Source organism: Roseibium sp., from assembly GCF_051016195.1.
Taxonomy (GTDB): Bacteria; Pseudomonadota; Alphaproteobacteria; order Rhizobiales; family Stappiaceae; genus Roseibium.
Genome location: NZ_CP134616.1, coordinates 4,659,748 through 4,682,897, shown reverse-complemented (window position 1 = coordinate 4,682,897; position 23,150 = coordinate 4,659,748). Strand labels below are relative to the sequence as shown.

General features: G+C 57.3%; 21 protein-coding genes. 9 read left to right on the top strand and 12 right to left on the bottom strand.

Annotated elements, in window-relative coordinates:
• Positions 1-4 precede the first annotated feature (4 nt).
• From RDA78_RS21380 to RDA78_RS21365, 4 genes are all read left to right on the top strand, one after another.
• Positions 5-874, top strand: coding sequence for an ABC transporter permease (locus RDA78_RS21380; protein WP_434056184.1), 870 nt, complete (start codon positions 5-7; stop codon positions 872-874).
• On the top strand, positions 871-2,016 hold the full coding sequence (locus RDA78_RS21375; protein WP_434051799.1) for an ABC transporter permease: 1,146 nt from the start codon (positions 871-873) through the stop codon (positions 2,014-2,016). Before RDA78_RS21380 ends, RDA78_RS21375 begins: the two co-directional genes overlap by 4 nt.
• Before the next feature lie 608 nt (positions 2,017-2,624).
• A complete protein-coding gene (gene mazG / locus RDA78_RS21370; protein ID WP_434051798.1) occupies positions 2,625-3,461 on the top strand; it encodes a nucleoside triphosphate pyrophosphohydrolase in 837 nt (278 codons plus the stop codon).
• A gap of 299 nt (positions 3,462-3,760) precedes the next feature.
• Complete coding sequence (locus RDA78_RS21365) at positions 3,761-4,999, top strand: MFS transporter (RefSeq protein WP_434051797.1); 1,239 nt, start codon at positions 3,761-3,763, stop codon at positions 4,997-4,999.
• A 379-nt stretch (positions 5,000-5,378) separates the two neighbouring features.
• Here RDA78_RS21365 and hflX read toward each other — a convergent pair whose 3' ends face one another.
• From hflX to dusB, 9 genes are all read right to left on the bottom strand, one after another.
• Positions 5,379-6,728, bottom strand: coding sequence for a GTPase HflX (hflX, locus tag RDA78_RS21360; protein ID WP_434056183.1), 1,350 nt, complete (start codon positions 6,726-6,728; stop codon positions 5,379-5,381).
• Positions 6,729-6,803: 75 nt separating this feature from the next.
• Positions 6,804-7,061, bottom strand: coding sequence for an RNA chaperone Hfq (gene hfq / locus RDA78_RS21355; RefSeq protein ID WP_172670818.1), 258 nt, complete (start codon positions 7,059-7,061; stop codon positions 6,804-6,806).
• A gap of 190 nt (positions 7,062-7,251) precedes the next feature.
• The gene (locus RDA78_RS21350) at positions 7,252-8,115 is read right to left on the bottom strand and encodes a D-amino-acid transaminase (protein ID WP_434051796.1); all 864 of its coding nucleotides are present in this window, start codon (positions 8,113-8,115) and stop codon (positions 7,252-7,254) included.
• 103 nt (positions 8,116-8,218) lie between these two features.
• A complete protein-coding gene (gene trkA, locus RDA78_RS21345; RefSeq protein ID WP_434051795.1) occupies positions 8,219-9,595 on the bottom strand; it encodes a Trk system potassium transporter TrkA in 1,377 nt (458 codons plus the stop codon).
• A 49-nt stretch (positions 9,596-9,644) separates the two neighbouring features.
• Positions 9,645-11,012, bottom strand: a complete 1,368-nt coding sequence (locus RDA78_RS21340) for a sigma-54-dependent transcriptional regulator (protein ID WP_434051794.1) — start codon at positions 11,010-11,012, stop codon at positions 9,645-9,647.
• Positions 11,002-13,272, bottom strand: a complete 2,271-nt coding sequence (locus tag RDA78_RS21335; RefSeq protein WP_434051793.1) for an ATP-binding protein — start codon at positions 13,270-13,272, stop codon at positions 11,002-11,004. Before RDA78_RS21335 ends, RDA78_RS21340 begins: the two co-directional genes overlap by 11 nt.
• Positions 13,273-13,536: 264 nt before the next feature.
• On the bottom strand, positions 13,537-14,976 hold the full coding sequence (gene ntrC / locus RDA78_RS21330; RefSeq protein WP_434051792.1) for a nitrogen regulation protein NR(I): 1,440 nt from the start codon (positions 14,974-14,976) through the stop codon (positions 13,537-13,539).
• 2 nt (positions 14,977-14,978) lie between these two features.
• A complete protein-coding gene (locus RDA78_RS21325; protein WP_434056182.1) occupies positions 14,979-16,094 on the bottom strand; it encodes a two-component system sensor histidine kinase NtrB in 1,116 nt (371 codons plus the stop codon).
• 32 nt (positions 16,095-16,126) lie between these two features.
• Positions 16,127-17,071: a tRNA dihydrouridine synthase DusB gene (dusB, locus tag RDA78_RS21320; RefSeq protein WP_434056181.1), complete on the bottom strand. Its 945-nt coding sequence runs from the start codon at positions 17,069-17,071 to the stop codon at positions 16,127-16,129.
• Positions 17,072-17,296: 225 nt separating this feature from the next.
• On the opposite strand from dusB, the gene RDA78_RS21315 reads away from it, so the two are divergent.
• The 5 genes from RDA78_RS21315 to RDA78_RS21295 all read left to right on the top strand — a co-directional run bounded on the left by RDA78_RS21315 (position 17,297) and on the right by RDA78_RS21295 (position 20,828).
• Positions 17,297-18,550 carry a bifunctional 2-C-methyl-D-erythritol 4-phosphate cytidylyltransferase/2-C-methyl-D-erythritol 2,4-cyclodiphosphate synthase gene (locus RDA78_RS21315; protein ID WP_434051791.1) on the top strand — a complete coding sequence of 418 codons (1,254 nt, stop codon included), beginning with the start codon at positions 17,297-17,299 and terminating at the stop codon, positions 18,548-18,550.
• Positions 18,551-18,557: 7 nt separating this feature from the next.
• The gene (locus RDA78_RS21310) at positions 18,558-19,082 is read left to right on the top strand and encodes a CinA family protein (RefSeq protein WP_434051790.1); all 525 of its coding nucleotides are present in this window, start codon (positions 18,558-18,560) and stop codon (positions 19,080-19,082) included.
• Positions 19,083-19,163: 81 nt separating this feature from the next.
• Complete coding sequence (locus RDA78_RS21305) at positions 19,164-19,628, top strand: hypothetical protein (protein ID WP_434051789.1); 465 nt, start codon at positions 19,164-19,166, stop codon at positions 19,626-19,628.
• Between the two features lie 193 nt (positions 19,629-19,821).
• Positions 19,822-20,298 carry a hypothetical protein gene (locus RDA78_RS21300; protein ID WP_434051788.1) on the top strand — a complete coding sequence of 159 codons (477 nt, stop codon included), beginning with the start codon at positions 19,822-19,824 and terminating at the stop codon, positions 20,296-20,298.
• Positions 20,299-20,393: 95 nt separating this feature from the next.
• Positions 20,394-20,828: a hypothetical protein gene (locus tag RDA78_RS21295; protein WP_434051787.1), complete on the top strand. Its 435-nt coding sequence runs from the start codon at positions 20,394-20,396 to the stop codon at positions 20,826-20,828.
• Between the two features lie 19 nt (positions 20,829-20,847).
• Here RDA78_RS21295 and RDA78_RS21290 read toward each other — a convergent pair whose 3' ends face one another.
• Genes RDA78_RS21290 through RDA78_RS21280 form a run of 3 tightly spaced genes read right to left on the bottom strand, consistent with a single transcriptional unit; the run spans position 20,848 to position 23,148 of the window.
• Entirely contained in the window at positions 20,848-21,300 is a 453-nt protein-coding gene (locus tag RDA78_RS21290) for a type II toxin-antitoxin system RatA family toxin (RefSeq protein WP_434051786.1), read from the bottom strand.
• A 19-nt stretch (positions 21,301-21,319) separates the two neighbouring features.
• Entirely contained in the window at positions 21,320-22,294 is a 975-nt protein-coding gene (lipA, locus tag RDA78_RS21285; protein ID WP_434051785.1) for a lipoyl synthase, read from the bottom strand.
• A gap of 56 nt (positions 22,295-22,350) precedes the next feature.
• Positions 22,351-23,148: a thioesterase family protein gene (locus tag RDA78_RS21280; protein ID WP_434051784.1), complete on the bottom strand. Its 798-nt coding sequence runs from the start codon at positions 23,146-23,148 to the stop codon at positions 22,351-22,353.
• Positions 23,149-23,150: the final 2 nt, after the last annotated feature.

The window sequence follows — 23,150 nt, the reverse complement described above, 5'->3', positions numbered from 1 at the left end:
GCTCATGTCCGGCACGGTCGGACCAGTGACGGTGGTTGTTCTCGTAATCCTGGCGATCTGGTACATCGCGGCCGCTGCGCTCAATACGCCGTTTCAGCAGGAGATGTATGAACGCGCCGGGCAGGAACATGTCCAGTTCACGCAGCTCCTTGCCGACACCTGGGCGCAGGAACGGCCGGTCCTGCCCGCACCGCACCAGGTCGTCATAGAGATCTGGAACACGACGGTTGAAAAGAAGATCACCTCCAAGCGCTCGCTGATCTATCACAGCAGCATCACCCTCTCCTCCACGCTGCTCGGTTTCCTGATCGGCACGACGCTGGGCATTCTGCTCGCCGTCGGCATCGTGCATTCCCGCGTACTCGACAAGTCTCTGATGCCCTGGATCATTTCCTCGCAGACGATCCCGATCCTGGCGATCGCGCCGATGATCATCGTCGTTCTCAATGCCATCGGTATCTCCGGGCTCTTGCCGAAAGCAATGATCTCCACCTACCTGTCGTTCTTTCCGGTTACCGTCGGCATGGTGAAAGGTTTGAGATCGCCTGAAGTCATTCACATGGACCTGATGCACACCTATTCGGCAACCCGCATTCAGGCCTTCTGGAAACTGCGCCTGCCCTACGCGGTGCCCTATCTCTTCACCTCCATGAAGATCGGCATGGCCGCCTCGCTCGTCGGGGCCATCGTTGGTGAGCTGCCGACCGGTGCCGTGGCGGGCCTGGGCGCGCGCCTGCTGGCGGGCTCCTATTACGGACAGACGATCCAGATCTGGTCGGCGCTGATCGTCGCGGCAATCCTTGCCGGTTCCCTGGTGGCCCTGATCGGCGTGATGGAGAAGGTCACACTCAAACGGATGGGGATGGCGCAATGACACCGGCCACAGTCTCCAAGCGGCGTTTCGACATGCCCGCCATTCTCGCCTGGTTCATCGTCGCCATGGTAATCGTCGGCCTGTTCAGCCGCATCTTTGAGCCCGACCTCGGCGTGATGGACGTGCCTCGCCTGTCGATCTGCCTGGTGATCCTCGGCATTGCCGCAGTCCGCTACGAACTGGGCTTCATGCGCAACCGGATCGGCGATCTCATACTCGGACTCGTGACCGCAATCGCCGCATGGCTGCTCATCAGCGTCGCGACCAACCACGAGGGTGAGGCCGCGCTCGGCTTTTGGGCCCTGACGGCTGCCACCTGGGCGGCGTCCTGGCTGTTCGTGGAAAGACTGGCGATCTGGAAGACCGCCTCACCTGCCGCCACGCGCCTCGTGAACCTTGCCATTCCGGCCCTTTTCGGCATTGCCATCCTGCTCCTTTGGGAAGTCATCGTCACCGGCGCAGGCGTTCCGAAAGTCCTGCTCCCGGCACCGTCCGAGATCTGGGTGCGTCTGGCGAATTCGGTACCAACCCTTTGGGCGGACTTTCAGCAGACCTTCCTGAAAGCCGTACTGGCGGGATACGTAATGGGCTGCGGCTCCGCCTTCCTCATCGCCATTCTGGTCGATCGCGTGCCGTTCTTGCGCCGCGGCCTGCTCCCCATCGGCAATCTCGTTTCGGCCCTTCCGATCATCGGAGTTGCCCCGATCATGGTGATGTGGTTCGGCTTCGACTGGCCCTCCAAGGCCGCCGTTGTCGTGATCATGACCTTCTTCCCGATGCTGGTGAACACGGTCTCAGGGCTGGCGGCTTCCGATGCGATGCAGCGCGATCTGATGCGCACCTATGCCTCGAACTACTGGCAGACCCTTTTCAAGCTGCGCCTGCCGATGGCAATGCCGTTCATTTTCAACGCCTTGAAGATCAATTCAACCCTCGCCCTGATCGGAGCCATCGTCGCCGAATTCTTTGGCACACCGATTGTCGGCATGGGTTTTCGTATCTCCACCGAAGTCGGACGCATGAACGTGGACATGGTCTGGGCGGAGATCGCGATTGCCGCGCTCGCGGGCTCGCTCTTTTACGGCGTCATTGCACTCCTGGAACGGGCCGTCACCTTCTGGCATCCGTCCATCCGGGGATAATGGACAACGTCATTTTCAAGGACACTGACAATCGAACTCAGCGAAAAACTCCGAACCACTCATCTCCACCGTCATTGCAGGAGGTGATCCTGCAATCCCTACCGTGCCGGGCCAAAGTGGCATGCCTGCTGTGACTTGACCTGCTGTTGTGCGGTTCACGTTGAACTGAGACCTGTGAGATCACTCAAGACAAGTGAATTGTCATTCCGGCTGAAGCGCAGCGGAAGGCCGGAACCTAGTAACCCCTTATTTCACAGCCACCTTTCTACCGCTGGCCACATGGGGTACTGGTTCCCGGTCTCGCCGCTTTCGCGGCAAACCGGGATGACAAGTCCGGGAAAAAATTGTGTCTCCCGACACGATGTTTGGTGGACGGAATCTTGCTGCTTTCTCAACGATATGGATTCGTCTGCAGTCTCTAACACGAATAGCAGTGGGCAAACCTCTGGCATGACGCGGATGGTCCCTGGTTCCAAAATTCTTGTGCTCTCGGGGTTTCCTTCTTCGTTTTCGTTGTTTCGTGACCTGCAAGAGTGTCTTAATGCTGGCTTTCAGAACGGCATCACCCCGCCGGACCGACCTGACAAGCAAACGGGAACCACGCCTTCATGACACCCAGCCGTGACATTGCCCGCCTCATCGAGATCATGGCCGCGCTGCGAACGCCCGTCACAGGCTGCCCTTGGGATCTCGAACAGTCATTCGAAACGATTGCGCCTTACACGCTTGAAGAGGCCTACGAAGTTGCGGATGCGATAGCAAAGAACGACATGCTCGACTTGCGCGAGGAACTCGGAGACCTGCTGCTCCAGGTCGTCTACCACGCGCGCATGGCCGAGGAAGAAGACCACTTCGATTTCGCAGACGTGGTCGAAGGCGTCACCAAGAAAATGATCCGGCGCCACCCCCATGTGTTCGGCGATGAGAATGGCGAGAAGGCAGAACACGTCAAGGGGATCTGGGAACGGATCAAGGCCGAGGAAAAAGCAGAGAAGCTGGCCGAAAGGCAAGCACACGGTCTTTTGGAGGACAGCAGGAAATTCCTTGATGAGGTCCCGACTGCCTTTCCCGCACTTCAGGAAGCGGACAAATTGCAGCGCAAGGCTTCGAAAGTCGGCTTCGACTGGAACGACGCGCGTCTCGTGCTCGACAAGATCCGCGAGGAAACCCATGAACTCGACGAGGAACTGTCCAGGAGCGCGCCGGACAAGGCCCGCATCGCCGACGAACTCGGAGACACGCTTTTTGCTCTCGCCAATCTCGCTCGGCATCTCGATATCGATCCGGAAGAGGCATTGAGGCGAACCAACCGGAAATTCAGATCCCGGTTCGCGGCAATCGAAGACCATGCCGATAGTGCTGGAACCACGCTCCAGGCGATGACCCTCGAGGAAATGGAAGCAGCGTGGCAGGCAGCAAAACAATCAAAAGATGTAGATGGGTAGTGATACTAGACAGTTGAATTGAAGAATATTTCCAATAGCAATGTTTTCGCATCATCGGCCAAGTTCAACACTGGTTGTAGCGATACCATCCTTCTGCGCCTGCTGCCACACCTATGGGCATCTCAGAAAAACCACGATCATTACCCGAAGTGAACGCCGCGGAACCTCTGTTTTGCTTTCAAACGAACCAATTTCAACACAAAGGCATGAAATTCACGGACAATTCTTAGCGTTGAAGTAACGATTGCTGAAACAAGAATGGGAACCGCACACCATCCGACGGGACACCTGGCAACACGATGACGCGCGACGCCGACAGAACAAATGACAGAAACCTCCCGCTTCTGACCGGGCAAAGCACGCTTGCAACGGCGGCCTGGATGATGGCAAGCCCGTCCATCGTGCTCACGTTTCTGGCAGTGTCCCTGGATATGCCGATTTTCCTGATTGGCGCGCTGGTCTCGATACGGCAGCTGGCAAGCTCGCTGACGGACATCTTTCTTTTCAACGCCATCACCAGAATTCAAAACCGAAAGCGGGCGTTATCCCTGACCGACTTGACTCTGGCGATTTGCTTCGGGGCCACCATCATCGTCGTTCTTTTCGGTGACAGGTCGCAAGCGATGGTCGTTTTCGTTGTCTGCGTATTCATCATGGGGATCGTCGACGAATTCCAGCAATTGCTGCTGACGGATTTCATCAGCGACAACCTGAAGTCTCACGCCCGATTGAAGCTGAAATACGCGCAGATGGCACTTGGCGGCATATTCGCCGTGGCGCTGACGTGGGTCGCGCACGAAATGACGCTAGAACTGCCGCCTCTGCACCGGCACTCAATCATCGTTGCTATCGGGGTCCTCTGCTTCGCCCTGTCCGCATTTGCGGTCCTTGCGGTCAGGGACCTGGCGGAAAAATCGGCTCTTCCAGATCAGACCAGAACGTCCCCCTACAAGGCCCTGATGGTCTATGTCTCAAATGCCATCCAGATGCTGGAATTCGACTGGTTCCGCAAGTTCGTGACGCTGAGGATCGTCTTTGCCAGCGTCATTCTGGCTGTTCCCTTTTTCTCGCTGATATCGGCGGAAGCGCATCATGCATCCAACAAGGGACCGACCGCACTCATCATTTCCTATGCGCTGGGCTATATCGTCGCCGGCCCGCTCTGGGGGACCCTGAACAACATATCGCACCGGTTGGTCATGTTTTCCTGTGCCGTTCTGGTCGGCGTTTCCGGCGCGACCCTCGCAACCCTGCATTTTCTGGATATTGATCACGATGTCAGAATACACGCCGTGGCGATATTCACCGTGAGCGTTGCCGTCAGAGGCATTGGTGCCGTTCTCAGCCTCTACTACATGGATATTGCACCGAAGGAACAGCGCGTGAATGGCATCGCCGTCGCGAGATCGTTCGTGCGCATTGCCATGATCTGCCTTTCAGCGATCCTGGCGGCCGTCGCCCATCTCCATGAAACAGCGTGGGCCATCCTGTTCATAACCCTGGCAAGCTTCGGCGCGGCAATCTTCAGTTTCTTCTGACCCGGAAGAGCGTGGCCCCCACAACGTCCGGGACCGCTGATGCCTAGTGCGGCGAATAGGAAGTTCGCATCATTGCTTCTGAAGTCTCCGAAGCGAACTTCAAATTCACCGCACTAGGGTACGGACTCATAAATGAAGTCAATTTGGTTTGGGTCGTTTTGACCAGCTGCGAGAAGCGAAAGCGCGGATAATGTGGTTCATTTTCGAGCGTTTCGCGACGTGGCAGATGGCCAAAACGGTCAAATCCGAAGGACGGCAAAATGGCTGTACCTCACAGCGTCACCGCGCTTGACCGGGCAAAAAGCCCGCTCCGCACACGCTTCCTCCCAAGATCCTGCCATTTATGCCGCCAAATCGGCTTCATTTGTCAGTCCGTACCCTAGTCAGCGGTGTCGGATTCTGGCTGGACATATTGAGAGAACTGATCGCGGAACGGCCCGCGCTGCTTGTCGGAAACGCGCACTTCGGCCGTCACCACGTCTTCGCCGTCCACCCGGTTGAGAACCTCGGACATCTGGTAGAGTTTTGCCAGCAGAGCCCCCTCTGCGACAGGCAGGCTGACGCTCATAATGTCGTCATGCTGTGCAATGAACCGGTCTATCCGGGACGAGAGCTGTTCCACGCCAGCGCCCGTCAATGCGGATACCGACACAGGACCATCATCCCCGGCTTCTGCAAGCAGCTTTTCCCTATAGGCCGCGTCGAGGCAATCGATCTTGTTCCAGACCTCGATGACCGGCGCTCCGGTCAACGCATCCACACCCAGTTCGTCGAGCGTTTTCTTGACGTCCTCCGCCTGCGCATCACTGTCCGGATGGGAAATGTCGCGCACATGCAGGATCAGGTCCGCCTCAAGCACCTCCTCGAGCGTCGCCCGGAAAGCGGCAACCAGATGTGTTGGGAGATCCGAGATGAAGCCCACGGTGTCGGAGAGGATAATCTCCTTGCCATGCGGCAGCGTGACCTTGCGGAGCGTCGGGTCGAGCGTGGCAAAGAGCAGGTCCTTGGCAAACACGTCCGACTCCGTCAGCCGGTTGAACAGCGTCGATTTGCCGGCATTGGTGTAGCCGACAAGCGCGACAACAGGTTGCGGAATTTTCTTACGCTTTTTCCGGTGAAGGTCACGTGTGCGGCGCACACTCTCCAGTTGCTTCTGAAGTGCAATGATACGGTCCTGGATCTGCCGTCTGTCGGCCTCGATCTGGGTCTCACCGGGACCACCCATGAAACCGGCTCCGCCCCTTTGCCGCTCAAGGTGCGTCCATGACCGGACCAGACGGCTCTTTTGCCAGGTCAGGTGCGCGAGATCGACCTGCAACCGGCCTTCCTTCGTGCGCGCCCGGTCGCCAAAAATCTCAAGGATCAGGCCGGTCCGGTCGATAACCTTGGTCTTGAGCCGCCGTTCGAGGTTTCGCTGCTGCACGGGAGACAGCGGATGATCTATGACCACGAGATCCAGATCTTCGCTCGCAACCATGCCAGCCAGTTCGGAGACCTTGCCTTCACCAAAAAGGGTGCCCGGCTTGGGATTGTTCACCTTGACGACACCTGAGTGAATGATTTGCAGGTTGATCGCCGCGCTGAGACCGATCGCCTCTTCAAGGCGCGCTTCTGGGCTTCGGTTCCCGCGCAAATCCTGCTGTCCGGCGTCTCCGCGCAGCTGCAGTACTGGTTCTATGATTAACGCGCGAAAGGGCTGAGGCAGGCGATCCACCCCAGTGTCTTTTATCCTGAGCGTATTGTGCCCCGGTTCTTCGGGCCCGTTTGATTTCGAAAAATCGTCTGCGCGAGACTTAGGTTTCAATCAGCCAGCCTTTTCAGCGTTTTCCTCAGCCTGATCGAATAGTTGAACAGGGCCGTTTGGCATAATTGTGGAAATCGCGTGTTTATAAACGAGCTGGGAGTGCCCGTCGCGGCGCAACAGGACGCAAAAATTGTCGAACCAGGTCACGACACCCTGCAATTTCACACCGTTGATGAGAAAAATTGTTAGGGGAGTCTTTTGTTTGCGAACGTGGTTGAGGAAAGTGTCTTGGAGATTTTGTGCGCGCTCAGCCATCAGTGTTTTTATCCTGTTTTACCCCCGGATGCGGCCGAGCATCCGGCTTTGTCGGCAGCTTACCGTCAAAAGCTATTGAATTTCAAACATTAAGGTTTGAAGTTCTGCCCGCGTTTTGTTTCGCCCACTCAAAGAGCTGTCTGCCTCAGCTCCTTTTACGTCGTATTTATATCCATAGACAAGACCAATTGAGTCAAGCCGTCTGCAAATCAGTAGCAGTATGGAACAGTTCACGCAATCGCAATGCAACAGAACCCGGATGACCGTTGCCGACAATCCTGCCATCGACACGTGTCACAGGCATCACAAGAGTTGACGCTGCGGTAACAAATGCTTCCTTGGCCTCGAAGGCCTCTTGGAGACTGAACGGCCGCTCTTCGAACGTCAGGTCTTCCCTTTTAACAAGATCAAGCACCACTGCGCGCGTGATCCCGCGGAGGATACCGTTCTCGGCTGGCCGCGTCACGAGCGCCCCGTCCTTTGTCACGATCCATGCGTTGGTGGAACCGCCTTCCGTGACATTTCCCTCTGTATCGATGTACCAGGCTTCCTTACCGCCGTTTTCCTTGGCGTGCTGTTTCGCCAGAACGTTTGGAAGCAGCGCAACAGTCTTGATGTCGACGCGCGGCCAGCGGTTTTCCGGATAACTGACAACAGAGATACCCTTTTCGGCCTGGGCTTCCGCTGCAGCGGGACTGGTGGACTTGGCGGTCACGACAATTGACGGTGCAACATCATCGGAGGGGAAAAAGTGATCCCGTTTCGCCACGCCGCGCGTGACCTGGATATAGACCAGCCCGTTCTTGACGAGATTTCTGCGAACGACCTGCCTTAGAACAAATTCGACCGCGTTCCGGCTCATGGGCCAGTCGATCTGGAGTTCGCCCAGGGAACGGCTCAGACGGTCGAGATGTCTGGGCATGTCGACAATCTTGCCTTGCCAGACTTCGCACACCTCATAAACACCATCGGCGAACTGATATCCGCGGTCTTCCACATGGACCGCGGCATCGCCATGACGAACGTACTGACCGTTGACATAAGCAATCCGGCTCATGAGCACTCCAAAGCAAGTAAAAAACATACCCGGCCGGCGGGCCGTCAGCACATTTTTGAACGTACGGTCAGATAATTGCAAGCTCAGATTGGAGGCAATTCGCCTAAAAGAAATCGAGGCTCACGCGGAACATTTGCTCCACCTGCCGGACACGATTGGCAACCGCAAAGATGACTATACGATCCTGCGCCTGGATCTGCAGTTCCCCGTTCGGCGTGAGCACTTCGCCTCCCCTGAAAACGGCCCCGACACGAATTCCTGATGGCAGATCGATCACACGCAAGGGTTTGCCAACCAGTGGAGAGGTATCGAGCGCTTCTGCCTCCACGATCTCTGCGGCCCCGTTCTGAAGCGAGTGAACACCACGTATCCGGCCGCGCCGGACGTGCTGAAGGATCCTGGAAATCGTGACGGCACGCGGATTGATGAACGCATCGATCCCCAGAGCGTTGGCAAAGGCCGGGTAACTCGGATTGTTCAACAGCGACAGGGAGCGCCGGCATCCGAGTTTCTTTGCCATCACCGAAGACAGGATGTTGACTTCGTCCTCGTTCGTGAGAGCGACCATCGTGTCAGCATCACCTGCGTCGGCTTCGTTCAGGATGATCTGGTCGAGTGCGCTGCCATGCAGGATAACCGATCGCTTGAGTTCGTCGGCAACCGACATCGCCCGCTCGCGGGACGCCTCGATAAGCTTGATTTTCGTTCCGCTCTGGCGTTGTTCAAGTGCCTTGGCAACATAGAGCCCGATGTTTCCGCCTCCGGCGATCACCACTTTGGCGGCCTCCGGCTCCTCGTGTCCGAAGATGCTCAAGGTTCTGCGCACCTGATCGCGCCGCGCCACCACATAGGCAAGATCCCCCGTCAGGATGCTGTCGCTGCTCTTGGGAACGAACAGGCGGTTGTTCCGGTAGAGACCGACAACGACGGCTCCGAGATCCGGGAAGAGTTCGGTCAGCTGCCGCAGCGGTGTGTCCACCACCGGACAGTCCTCTTCGCACATGATCCCGACCACGACGACATGGTCATCGGCAAATCGGACGGTTTCGACGGCTCCCGGAAGTGCCAGCCGCCGCAGTACCATCTCGCCAACCTCGATCTCGGGCGAAATGATCACGTCGATCGGCATGTTGTCGCGCGAAAACAGATTGCGCCACCGGCCCTGGAGGTAGGATTGCGCCCGGATCCGGGCAACCTTGGTCGGAACATTGAAGAGGGAATGCGCCACCTGGCAGGCGACCATATTCACCTCGTCGTAAAGCGTGACGGCAACGATCATGTCCGCTTCTTCCGCTCCGGCCTGCGCCAGAATGTCCGGATGCGCACCGTGCCCGACAAACCCTCTCACGTCGAGCTGGTCACCGATCGCATTGATCAGCTGGGGCGAGGAATCGATGACGGAAACGTCGTTTTGCTCCGCGGCAAGGCGCTCTGCAATCCCGTATCCGACCTGACCGGCGCCACAAATGACGATTTTCATGGAAAGACCTCTATCCCGCTTCGCAGTTCGTTGTTGGACTTTACCGTTTTCAGGTCATTCCAAGTGTTTTCAGTTTGCGATGCAAGGCAGACCGCTCCATCCCCACAAATTCTGCCGTTCTTGAGATATTGCCGTCAAACCGCTTTATCTGGGCTTGCAGGTACTCCCGCTCGAAGATCTCCCTCGCTTCGCGCAGGGGCACCGACATCAAATGCTCCCCGGTACCGGACGTCGGAAGGTTCGGAAGCGTTTCGCCGATTTCAGCAGGCAAAAGGTCCGCGGTGATCGTACTGTCCGGCTCGCCCCGGCTCAGGATCATCAAGCGTTCGACATTGTTGCGCAGCTGACGAACGTTTCCGGGCCAGTCATGCGTCTGCAGGACCGCCATCGCGTCGTCCCCGATCGGTCGAAGCGGAATACCCGAGGCTGCGGAAATCTGTTCCATGAAATGATGAACCAGCACCGGTATATCCTCTCGCCGTTCAGCAAGGCCCGGCACCCTGAGCGGCACAACGCTGAGGCGGTGATAAAGGTCCTGGCGAAAGAGACCGGAGGCAATGTGCTCTTCCAGATTCTTGGACGTCGATGAGAGTATCCGGATATCGACCTGGACCTTCTGGGTACCACCGACCCTTGCGAAACTCTGTTCCACGAGCACGCGGAGAATTTTTCCCTGCGTCTCAGCCGGCATGTCGGCGACTTCGTCGAGATAGAGCGTCCCGCCATGCGCTTCCTCGAGCGCACCGATCTTTCGCAGGTTGCCGTTTTCATCCTCGATGCCGAAGAGCTCTTCCTCCATGCGTGAAGGCGTTATGGTGGCGGCATTCAGGACGACGAAGGGGCTCTTGGTCCGTGGCGACTGGTCATGGATCATCCGCGCCGCCCTCTCCTTGCCGGCACCCGACGGTCCGACGATCAGGATCCGGCTGTTTGTTCCCGAGATCTTCTGAATTGTCTGACGCAGGTTGTGCGCGGCAGAAGAGCCTCCGATGATTTCGCTGGTCTCGCCGCTGCGTTGCTTGAGATCCCGGATTTCACGCTTGAGGCTGGACGCTTCGAGCGCCCGTTCAACAATATGAATGAGCCTGTCGGCCTTGAACGGTTTCTCGATGTAATCATAGGCGCCGCGCTTGATCGCGGAAACGGCGGTTTCGATGTTGCCGTGACCGGAGATGATGACAACCGGCAGGTCCGGATCGGTTTCCTTGAGAACGTCAAGCAGGGCAAGTCCATCGAGCCGGCTCCCCTGCAGCCAGATGTCCAGAATCACGAGAGACGGCTTGCGTTCCTTGACGGTCGCAAGCGCACTGTCGGAATCATGCGCCGTCCGTGTCCCGTAGCCATCGTCATCCAGGATGCCGGCAATCATTTCCCGGATATCGGTTTCATCATCTACAACTAGAATATCATGCGCCATGAGCTGTCACTGCTTGCTCTTGTTCGTTGCTCTCGGTCTCGGCCTCCAAACTGGCAGAAGCTGCCAGTGTGAGCCGCACCAGAGTGCCTGTTGCATCAGGGGTTGATTTCGGGGCATCCAGCAATTCGACGCCGCCACCGTGGTCTTCCATAATTTTCCGGACGATCGCGAGACCGAGGCCCGTGCCCTTCTCCCGCGTCGTCATGTAGGGTTCAAGCAATCTGCTGCGATTTTCCTCAGGCAGCCCGATCCCGTTGTCGATCACATCGACGACGATCCGTCCGGGCGTTTCATCGCTTTCTCCGCGCAGTCGAACCAGTACCTTGCCTTTAGGCAGTTCGTCGCCTGTCCTAGCGGCAACGGCCTCGGTGGCGTTCTTCACCACGTTCGTGAAGGCCTGGCCGACAAGACGCGGGTCGAACACGGCAGTTACCGCCGTGTCGGGCACGTCCGCCGTGACGGATATGTCCGGATTGGCAACAGATTGCATGAAGGCGGCATCCCTCACCGCTTCGCGGAGATCGGAACTGATCTTGTTGGGCTTCCGCATTCGGGCAAAGGATGAGAATTCATCGACCATCTGGCCGATATCGCCAACCTGCCTGACAATCGTGTCGATACACTGGTCGAACACCTCCCGGTCTTCCTCGATGCGTTTGCCGTAGCGCCGCCGAATGCGTTCCGCCGACAGCTGGATAGGGGTCAGCGGGTTCTTGATCTCATGGGCGATCCGGCGCGCCACATCAGCCCATGCAGAATTCCGCTGCGCCGAGACGAGATCGGTAATGTCATCCAGCGTCACCACAAAGCCATGCTCGCGGCGCGTCGACTGCTCGCTTGTGATGCGCACGTTGAGCGTTCGCAGGCGCCCGTGTCGCGTTACCTCGATCTGCGTTTCGGGGAGTTTGTCCGCGCTGTTTTCCAGAACGCTGTCTATGCATTCGGCAAGCTCCGGCACGACCTCCGTCAGCGGCTTGTTGAGGATCTGAACCTCGTCAAGCTGCAGCAGTTCAAGCGCTGACCGGTTGATCAGCATGATCGATGCTTCATCATCAACACCTATCACACCGGTCGACACCCCGGACAGGACTGCTTCATTGAAGCGACGGCGGCGATCGATCTGCTCATTGGCGGCAAGAAGAGCATCGCGCTGCCCCAGGAGCTGACCAGTCATCTTGTTGAACGTCAGCCCGAGATTTTTCAGGTCCCCCCCTGATTTCTCCGTCTGCACCTTGACCGCTAGATTGCCTTTGGACACCTCGTCGGCGGCGGATATCAGGACCCTGATGGGGGAAACCAGGCGGTTTGCGAAACCGAACCCGATCCAGATGGCGGATAACAGCAGGATGAGCGCAACACCCAGATAGACCAGCGCAAACGCGACCTGAACGCCGAAACGGCTGTTTTCCATTTGCTGATACTGCGATGCACCAGTTTCCGCCAGGCGCAGATATTCGACCACTCTCGGGTCGATGACGCGAACAGCGTAGAGATAAAAATTGTCGTATGCCGAGAGCTTCATCACGCCACCGACGAGATTCGAACTTCCCGGGGCAATCAGGATGGGATCGCCAGACTGGGCCTTGAAGAAACTGTCTGCCGGCGGAAGGGGTATCTGCGCGTTCGGATCGAGAATGACACGCGTGACGACGTCGCCATTCTCGTCAAGGATCATTGCGCCGAGAATGCCGCGAAGCGAAACCTGTGTCGCGAAGAATTGATCGAACCGGGTTGGCTCGAACTCATAAATCGCCTTGGCACGGTCTATGTCCTTCGTCATGGCGATCAGATCGCCCCTGAGAACCCGCGCGTGCTCCTGCAGGTAGGCCTGCGCAACCGTCAGGGCATTATCGATGATCTGCCTGGTGCGGTCTTCGAACCATCTGTCCAGCCCCCGGTCGAGCGTAACGGCGGCCAGAATTGCCATCATCACTGCAGGGACTGCAGCAACAAGGCTGAACAGCGCGACGACCCGCACGTGCAGACGTGCAGCCGCCCGCCCGCGCCTGCGCGCCTGCCATAGCTTGTAGATTTCGACGGATACCACGCCAAGCAGAACGGCGGCCAGTGCGCCGTTGATGGCCATCGCCGTCATAATGACTTCACGGGTGGGATCTACGGGTGTCAAACCCATCAGAATGACGAATGTGATCGCAATCGAGATAAGCGCAAACACCATGACGGCAAGCCCGGCACGCCGCCATAACTTGCCCGAAGCGCTGGATTGCACAACGGATTGCTGAACTGTCTCCAGTATCATGCAGCCTCTAAAACACGGCAAACCATTCAATAAAACCGGCTTGCTAAAACATTCGCTGCAAACTTATCACACAATGTTGCGAAATTGCGACAGACCTGTCCTCGCCCTGCATTTTGCAGTGGAAGAGCTTGAAGTCTCTAACAGTTCTCGAGAAGTTTGAGAACCTTGAAGGCATAAAAGGCACGGCTTCTCACGTGCTCCTGGCCACAATGTCACCATCTGCCACCCAAAATCGGCAGCACCTGACAACAGGGAGCAAGTCACTCACCTTGCCGAACGCATTACCTGGATATCGAGATCCCTGATCTTCTTGCGCAAGGTGTTCCGATTCACCCCAAGCAACTCCGCCGCCTTGATCTGATTGCCGCGTGTCGCGGCCAGAGCGGCGCTGATGAGCGGGTACTCCACCTCGCGCAGGATCCGGTGGTAAAGCCCGGGCGGCGGAAGCGCTTCTCCGAACGTGTCGAAGTAACCGGAGAGGTATTTCTCGACCGAGCCTCCCAGATTGACGTTCTCGTTCACGTCCTCCGAAGCCGAAACGGCGCTCGGCTGGCTGAGTTCCTGATCGAGAAGACTTTCGCTGATGACGTCCTGGGGATAGAGGGCCGCGAGGCGGCGCACCAGATTCTCCAGTTCGCGCACATTTCCCGGCCATCTGTAGCGGCGCAACATGTTGAGCGCACCGACATCGATCTGCTTTGCCTGCAGGCCTTCCTTTTCGACCAGGGAAAAGAAATGCCGGACAAGATCCGGAATGTCCTCCACGCGTTCGCGCAGCGGCGGCAACCGGATCGGGACCACATTCAGCCTGAAATAAAGATCTTCCCGGAAGAGGCCCTGATTGATCAGGTGGCGAAGATCCTTGTTGGTCGCCGCAACGATGCGAACATCGGTCTTGATCGGGGTTCGTCCGCCAACGGTGGTGTACTCTCCCTGCTGCAACACGCGCAGCAATCTCGTTTGCGCTTCCATCGGCATGTCGCCGATCTCGTCAAGAAACAGCGTACCGCCATCCGCCTGCTCGAAACGGCCCGAACTCCGGTTTTGAGCCCCTGTGAAAGCTCCCTTTTCATGACCGAAAAGCTCTGCCTCGATCAGATCCCGCGGAATGGCCGCCATGTTGATCGCAACGAACGGGCCGTTCCGCCTTTTGCCGTAGTCATGAAGCGCGCGGGCAACGAGTTCCTTGCCTGTTCCCGATTCCCCGTTGATCATCACCGTTAGGTCGGTCTGCATCAACCGCGCGAGAATGCGATAGATTTCCTGCATTGCCGGCGACCGGCCTACCAACGGCATCCCCTCACCGGCATCATCGATGTCAAGTGCGGGTCGCTTCTTGGGTTCCTCGAGCGCACGCTGCACAATGTTGGTGAGTTCCTTCAGATCGAAGGGTTTCGGCAGATACTCGTAGGCTCCCTTTTCCGACGCCTTGATCGCGGTCATGAACGTGTTCTGCGCACTCATCACCAGGACTGGCAGCTCCGGCCGCATTTTTTTCATGCGCGGCAGAACATCGAAGATGTTTTCGTCCGGCATGACAACATCGGTGATCACAAGATCGCCGTCTCCGGAAGACACCCACCGCCAGAGCGTGGAGGCATTCGACGTCAGGCGGACCGTGTAACCGGCCCGCGAAAGCGCCTGGTTGAGCACGGTGCGAATAGCCGCGTCATCATCTGCAACAAGGATCGTACCTGTCGGCATCGTTATTCAGTTCCCTCGCTCGCCGTGTCGGTATCCGGTGTTGTGTCACCGGCATACGCAGGCATTAGGATGCGAAAAATGGTGCGCTCACGCTGGCTGTCACACTCGATGACACCACCATGATCGCCGATAATCTTTGCCACGAGTGCCAGACCGAGCCCGGACCCGTTGGTTTTCGTCGTGATGAATGGCTCGAACAGATGCGGCAACAGGTCGTCGGGAACGCCCGGGCCGTTGTCCTGCACGCAGAATTCGAGCGGAAGACTCACACGTTGCTCGGTTCCGGGCACCGAGAGGCGGACACCCGGACGGAACGCGGTTGAAATCCGGATCTCGCCATCAGGATCATCACCGATCGCCTCGCTGGCATTCTTCACCAGGTTGAGAAACACCTGTATGAGCTGATCCTTGTTGGCGAAGACCGGCGGCAAGGACGGGTCGTAGATCTCCACGATGCGCTTGTTGCGCGCGAAGCCGTTGTCGGAAAGGCTCTTGACCCGGTCCAGCACCACGTGGATGTTGACCGGCTCCCGCTCGATCGGTCTTTCGTCGGAAAAGACTTCCATGCGATCGACGAGTTTCACGATCCGGTCCGTCTCGTCCATGATGAGCCGGGTCAGAGAGCGGTCATCATCGACGACCGATTGCTCAAGCAACTGCGCAGCGCCGCGTATGCCGGACAGCGGGTTCTTGATTTCATGCGCCAGCATCGCCGCAAGACCCGTTACCGTCCGCGCCGCTCCGCGTGAGGTCAGCTGACGGTCGATTTTCTCGGCCATGGTCCGTTCCTGGAACATCAGGACCACGGCGCCCGGCCGGTCCGTCACCGGAGCGGCATTGATATCCACCATCTTCGGAGCGCCGATCCGCGGCGATCCGATATCAACCTTGTACTCGTTGACCGGAGCGGCGCGTTCTCGAACCTGCTCGATCAAGGTCAGCAACGGGCTGCCGAAGGGAACGAAGTCGCTGATCGGATGCCTGCGCAGCACCGAGGCACTGGAGCGCATGAAGATCTCGGCGGCCATGTTCGCCGATTCGATCACACCGTCCGGTGCAACCAGAAGAACCGGGTGCGGAAGCGTGTCCAGGATGGTCGGGCCATCACTCGCGAGCATGGCTATACGGCCTGTTTCGACAGTCACTTCGCTCACGCGGCTATCCGTTCGTTGGAAGTTGAGAACCAGTCCATGACCAAACGCAGAACTTCTGAAGGAGAACTGGATGTCATGAGTGTTTTTCTCTCATGTGAAGGTATGTCTGCTCCGCGAGCGACGGCGTCATCGAGATACCAGCCCAGGTGCTTTCGCGCGATCCGGACACCGGCAAACTCCCCGTAGCGGCTTAGGATATCCTCGTAATGGCCTGCGACCAGATCTGCGAGTTCACGCCCGATAGGGGCTTCAAGCCGTTCACCGGTTGCAAGATAGTGTCCGATGTGACCGGGCAACCAGGGCCGGCCATAGGCACCGCGGCCAATCATGATCCCGTCAGAACCGCTCACTGAAAGCATGGTTTGCGCATCTTCAATGGATTTGCAGTCACCATTTGAAACCAGCGGGATGGAAACGGCGTCCTTCACACTCCGAATCGCTTGCCAGTCTGCTGCCCCTTTGTAGAACTGGCAGCGCGTCCTGCCGTGGACCGTAACGAGTTGGACGCCAGCATTCTCTGCCCTCGCCGCCAGATCGGCCGCGTTCAGCGACCTGTCGTCCCAGCCGAGCCGCATCTTGACCGTAACGGGTATATCGACTGCGGCAACCGTTGCATCAATCAGGGTCAGGGCGTGATCGAGGTCCCGCATCAATGCAGAGCCCGAATAGCCGGATGTGACCTTTTTTGCCGGGCACCCCATGTTGATATCGATTACATCAGCACCGAGGCCGGCAATCACCTTCGCCGCCTCGCCCATCCAGCGCGCTTCCCTGCCGGCCAGTTGGACCACATGCAGCCCCTTGTCCTGGGCTTCGGCTCGCATCTGCGTTTCCGCGTCCCCTTTCACGAAGGTTTCGCTTGCAACCATTTCACTGACAACCATGCCGGCGCCGAATCGAGCAGCAAGCCTGCGAAACGGCAAATCGGTAACACCCGACATGGGAGCCAGGACGGCCCTGTTGGAAAGTGTATGCGGTCCTATGGAAAGAGAGTTCGAAGCTATCGACACACAGTTCTCTTTTCTGCTCATTACCTGTGCAAAACGCTAATTGCCTATATTGTAGCCAATTTGCGCATCGCAACAAGTCTAAATTTGCGTATTGATCAGGTTCATCGTTAATGGCGGTCAGCGATTTTCGCCTCAATTGCCTTCGAGGAGACCACAATGAAGAAAACGGCCGCCGCATTGATCGTCGCGGCAGGACGTGGAACACGCCTATCGGACCCGGACAATCGTGAGCCCAAGCAATACAAACATGTCGCCGGACGTCCGATCCTGTCTCATACACTGGACGCCTTTCTGAATCATCCTCGAATCGCAAAAATCGTGACAGTGATACACGCAGACGACGCAAGTCTTTACGACGCAGCCGTCGATGCGACGCATTTTGGCGCAAATGGCAAGGAACTTCTGACGGCAATCGGCGGCGACACCCGCCAGCAATCCGTGCTCGCAGGTTTGAAGGCACTTGCGATCACCGGCTGCGATTTCGTGCTCATTCACGACGCGGCGCGGCCTTTTGTTTCCGAGCCGGTGATCGATGGCAGTATCGCTAAACTGGACGAAGGAGCAGAGGGCGTGCTTGCAGCCGTGCCCGTTGTCGACACGCTGAAACGGAGCGAGGAAGCAGGCAGGCAACTGCGGACGATCGATCGCACCGGCCTCTGGGCTGCACAAACGCCGCAGGCTTTCCCGTTCGAACCGATCCTGAAAGCACATCTGAAAGCCGCGGACGCCGGTCGGCATGATTTTACCGACGATACCGGTCTGGCCGAATGGGCAGGCATGACGGTAGAGTTGAGCCACGGCGATCCTGCCAATTTCAAGATCACGACACGGCAGGATCTCGCGCGAGCCGAAACACAGGTGAAACAGGTCCCGATGACACAAGAAGACCAGACCCGTCCCCGTTTGTCGGAACTGTCAGACGTTCGAACCGGCATCGGATACGATGTTCACGCGTTTGAACCTGGTGAGACCGTCATTCTGGGCGGGCTGGACATCCCTCACAACATGAAACTGAAGGGCCATTCCGATGCGGATGTCGTGTTGCATGCGATCACCGATGCCACGCTCGGAGCGATCGGGGACGGCGATATCGGCAGTCACTTTCCTCCAAGCGATCCGGAGTGGAAAGGCGCATCTTCAGACAAGTTTCAGCATGATGCCATTGAGCGGCTGACACAGCTTGGAGGCCGGCTTGCTCATATCGACGTCACCATCGTCTGTGAAGAACCCAAGATCGGTCCGCATCGGCAAGACATCAGACAAAGACTGGCCCAAATCTGCGATATGCCGGTCGAGCGCGTTTCCGTTAAGGCGACGACATCCGAGCGGCTTGGTTTTACCGGACGCAAGGAAGGCATCGCCGCGCTCGCAAGCGTGACGGTTCGGTTGCCGTTTGCAAAGAACGAGTGAAATGACAATGAATGAGAGACACCTGGAAAGCCTTGATGACCTCGCTCCCCTCGTTCAAGACGTTCTGGAAGAACTGAAGGCCCAGGGCAAAATGATTGCAACGGCGGAATCTTGCACAGGCGGGCTGATTTGCGCGGCCCTGACGGAAATTGCAGGCTCGTCCGCCGCCGTGGATCGGGGGTTTGTGACTTACTCAAACGAGGCGAAAACGGAGCTCGTCGGGGTTCCGGAAAATCTGATCACGAGCTGGGGTGCCGTCAGCAAGGAAGTGGCGGTCGCAATGGCGGAAGGTGCCCTGGAACGCTCGAATGCCGACATAACAGTTTCGGTGACTGGCATTGCCGGACCCGGCGGCGGTTCGGAATTCAAGCCTGTCGGCACCGTTCACATCGCGGTCGCCTCGGCCGGTGAACCGACACAGCACTTTCATTGCTGGTTCGCGGATAATGGCCGCCGATCCATTCGGCTGGAGACCGTAAAAACTGCCCTTGCGTCAGTTCTAAATGCATTGAGAACTGCAAAATCTCATTAACGATCGAAAGTGTTCGCGCTGGCGTTGTAGCGCAAATCCCCATATGACTCATTTTGGGTTGAACATCGATTGCTTTCACGAATGATTTCACGTCTCGCGATATTTCTCGCCGCAATATGCGCGGCCACAGCCGTTCAGGCGGACTCGCTTCCCAAACCAGGGGATTTCTACCTGATATCAAGAGATCAGGCGGGCAAATTCCTTGGCAGTCACAAGCTGTTCAAGCACGCGAGCGCAGACATGAAGCATGTCACCTATTGTGGAAATGAATATTTCGTGCGTGACAGTTCTGTTGCCTGGACGGAGCTTCAAGCGGAGTTCGGCCACGTCGTCCATGTGGAATTCAACTTCGGTAAGGGTTGGCGTCCGATATGCGCCAATCCTGAGCGCGAAGTCACGCTCGCGGATATTGGCATCTCCCTGGATGCACGCGAGGTCCTGGCCGGCGCGTCCACGGAACCCTCAACCGCCAAGCGGCTGGCGACGATCGGCGCCATGTTCCGCACAAGCGTCTTCGAAGAATCCAACAGCGGCCTCGGCATGTAACCGCTCTTTTGCTCAAAAAAGTCCGGTGAATCTTTGTCCCGGCACCCTTTTTACGAGCATCTAAATATTTAATAAAACGCCTGCACGGCTTTCAATCTGATGTAGAAACTCGCCCTCTACCCTGCGAACAAACACTTAAAATTTCGCTCGACCAACCGACATGCAAGCGGCTTCGCAGCAGGGATAACGGACAATGCAATTTCAGAAAATTCTTCTCACGATTGGCTTTCTCCTGATTTCATCAACACATGCCGGCGCGCAGGGCGAAATCCCGAGAATTGGCGACACCTACATCATTTCCAGGGATGATGGCCGAAATTTTCGCGGGTCGCACCGGATCTACAACAGACCGTCGGACGGTCTCGTCGAGGTCGAATATTGCAACCGTTCATACTGGGTGCGGTATGCAACGGTTGCCTGGACCCAGCTTGAGGTGGAAAACAATTACAAGGTGCGGGTCGAATTCAACTGGGGCAAAGGCTGGCGGCCGATTTGCGACCATCCGGAAGAACAGGTGACGCTTGAGGGTCTTGGCATTTCCGATGATCCGAGGGTGATCGTGCAAAATGGCGGCACCTCCATCGACAAGGCCAACCGGTTCGCCGCAATCCGGGATGCTTTCATGTCGCAGGGCAAGGATAAGGCGGCCAAATCGTTTCACGACGAATGAATCGAATCGTAACCAATACGGTAACGGATAGGTAAACAAGATCGCTTAAGATAAATGCGTGGGGGCGAACCTTTGCTCGGGAGAGGAGCACACGCATGAAGCGCTCTTTTGCATGTCTGACAGTATCGGCGCTGACGGTTGTCTGCAGCGCAACGGCAGCGTTCGCCCAGAGCGATTTCTACATCCGGTCGCAATACTCCAACGGAAAATTCACCGGCTTCCATGAAATCCTGATCGAACCGAAGAAGGGCTACCACCAGGCCAGCTATTGCAATCGTGTCTTCTGGGTTTCTTCCGGTACGGTCGTCTGGACCGAGGAACAGAACGCGGCTGGACGTACCCTTGTCCTTGAAGAAAATGATGGCAAAAGCCGGACCATTGTCTGCAAGGACAATGATGCCTTCGCAACACTCGAAGACCTCGGATTGTCAAAAAGGGAAGTTGCGAAGATCCGCCAGGAAAACGAACCGCTCGACATGAAGTCAAGCCGCCTGAGGACCATCCGGGACGCCTTCAAGCAATACAAATAACGCAGGCCGGTTATCCGCTTCAAACGCCGTAGACTTCGTCCGCACGCGCTTCGAACGCGCTTGAGAATTTCCGGAAAGCCTTGTCGAACATCACCCCCATGAGTGAGCCGAGCGTGCGGCTCTTGAACTCGTAGGTGATGAAGAAACCGACATTGCAGACCCCTTCCCCTGCCTCTTCGAACGTCCATTTGTTCTCAAGATGCTTGAAGGGACCGTCCAGATATTCAACCAGGATGGTCTGATCCTCCGGTCGCAACTCGACGCGGCTCGTGAACGTTTCCTTGAACAGCTTGTAGGCCACGGTCATGTCGGCGACGAGCACTGTCCGGCCGCCCTCCAGCTGCTTCTTGCCGCGAACATGAAGGTCCTGGCAAAGCGGTACGAACTGAGGATATTTTTCCACGTCCGCGACAAGACGGAACATGTCGTCCGCCTTGTGTTTGACTTTGTGCGTTGAAGAAAAACTTGGCATTCAGCGTTTCGGCGTCCGTTTAATGACCAAGTTTGGCTTTACGCGCTGCACGCAGGTCCGCAAAGTCTTCACCCGCATGATGGGAAGACCGCGTGAGCGGACTTGCAGAGACCTTCAGGAAACCCTTCGCATAGGCGATGCGTTCATAACCCTTGAACTCCTCAGGCGTCACGAAAGACATCACCGGATGGTGTTTCTTCGAAGGTTGCAGGTACTGGCCCACGGTCAGAAAATCCACATCTGCTGCCCGGAGGTCGTCCATGAGCTGCAGCACCTCGTTGCGAACCTCTCCGAGCCCAACCATGATGCCGGACTTGGTGAACATTTCCGCGTCAAGTTCCTTTGCCTTCTGCAAAAGGCGAATGGAATGAAAGTAGCGGGCACCGGGCCTGACTTTGAGATACTTGGAAGGCACGGTTTCCAGGTTGTGATTGAACACGTCCGGCTTTGCTTCGACCACAATCTCCAATGCGCCGTCTTTCCTGAGAAAGTCTGGTGTCAGAACCTCCACAGTCGTCGTCGGAGAGGTTTTGCGGATTGCCGAGATTACATCGGCAAAATGCCGGGCGCCGCCATCGTCGAGATCGTCACGGTCCACGGAGGTGATGACGACATGTTCCAGACCCATGGTGGCAACCGCATCTGCGACGCCCTGCGGCTCCTTCGGATCGACCGGTCCCGGCATCCCCGTTCTGACATTGCAGAACGCGCATGCGCGCGTGCAGGTATCGCCCAGGATCATGAAGCTGGCGTGTTTCTTCGACCAGCATTCGCCAATATTCGGGCAACCGGCCTCTTCGCAGACAGTGACCAGATTGTTCTCTCGGACGACATTCTGGGTCTCACGGTAGACAGGCGATGTCGGTGCCTTCACGCGGATCCATTTCGGCTTGCGTTGCACCGGGTTGTCCGGACGGTGTTCCTTTTCCGGATGGCGCGGGCGCACATCGGATTTCTGCTGCGGGCGATTGAGCGTATCTACGATCGTAACCATGGCACCTAAGTGTCGTTATTCCTATGAAAGGTCAAGGCATATCGGCGCTGCGCCAGCTATGTCCTGAGCGCGGGTCTTAGCAATTCTGAAAATCTCTGGCGCGCCGTTTCCGACAACGGCAGGGACTTTCGCGTGGCTTCGTTCATCTGGACAATCACAGTCACCGCATGAGCAACGGGCCTTCCATCCTGGTAAACACGTTGAACGAGCTTGAAGGAACTGCTGCCGATTTCCTTCACCGCCGTACCGATCTGCACCTCACCGGGCCAGTTGACCTCGGACAGAAAGTCGAGCTCGAGCCTGGCAATGACAAAAGATGCGCCCTCGCACATCAACTCGTCGCCAAAAAGCAGTTCAACCCTGCCCGTTTCGAGAAAGGTATTGAAAACCGCATTGTTGATATGCCCCTGACGGTCGGTGTCCGCATACCGCAGCTTGTCTGTCGTGATCAATGGAAAGACATTTATTCCCGGTTCGGTATTGTCGCCCGAGGACCGCGGCGGCTTGTCTGAAACCACGTAAATATAGGCCGGGAGGTCTCCGCGTTCCGTGCGCACGAGGGTTTCGATCCGCTCGTAGCCCTCACCCTCGAAGGCGTCCAGCCGATCCCAGTGTTCGATCAGCTCGGAAGACTCGAAAACGAGCACCTCGATCGTCTGGCCCTCGGGATCGAGTACGAGACCCGGAAAACCGAGGGCAGCTCCCCAACCCGTCTGCACGAGACGGCCTCGCACGCTTCCCTCGCTCCAGCGGCCCGGAATGTCGGCGAGCTGCCCATGGTTGGCACGGCCTGGTGAGAGCGTCCCATACGTGGCCAGCCTGAAGTCCGGAGTTTCCGGCTCTCGTTCTGTCAATT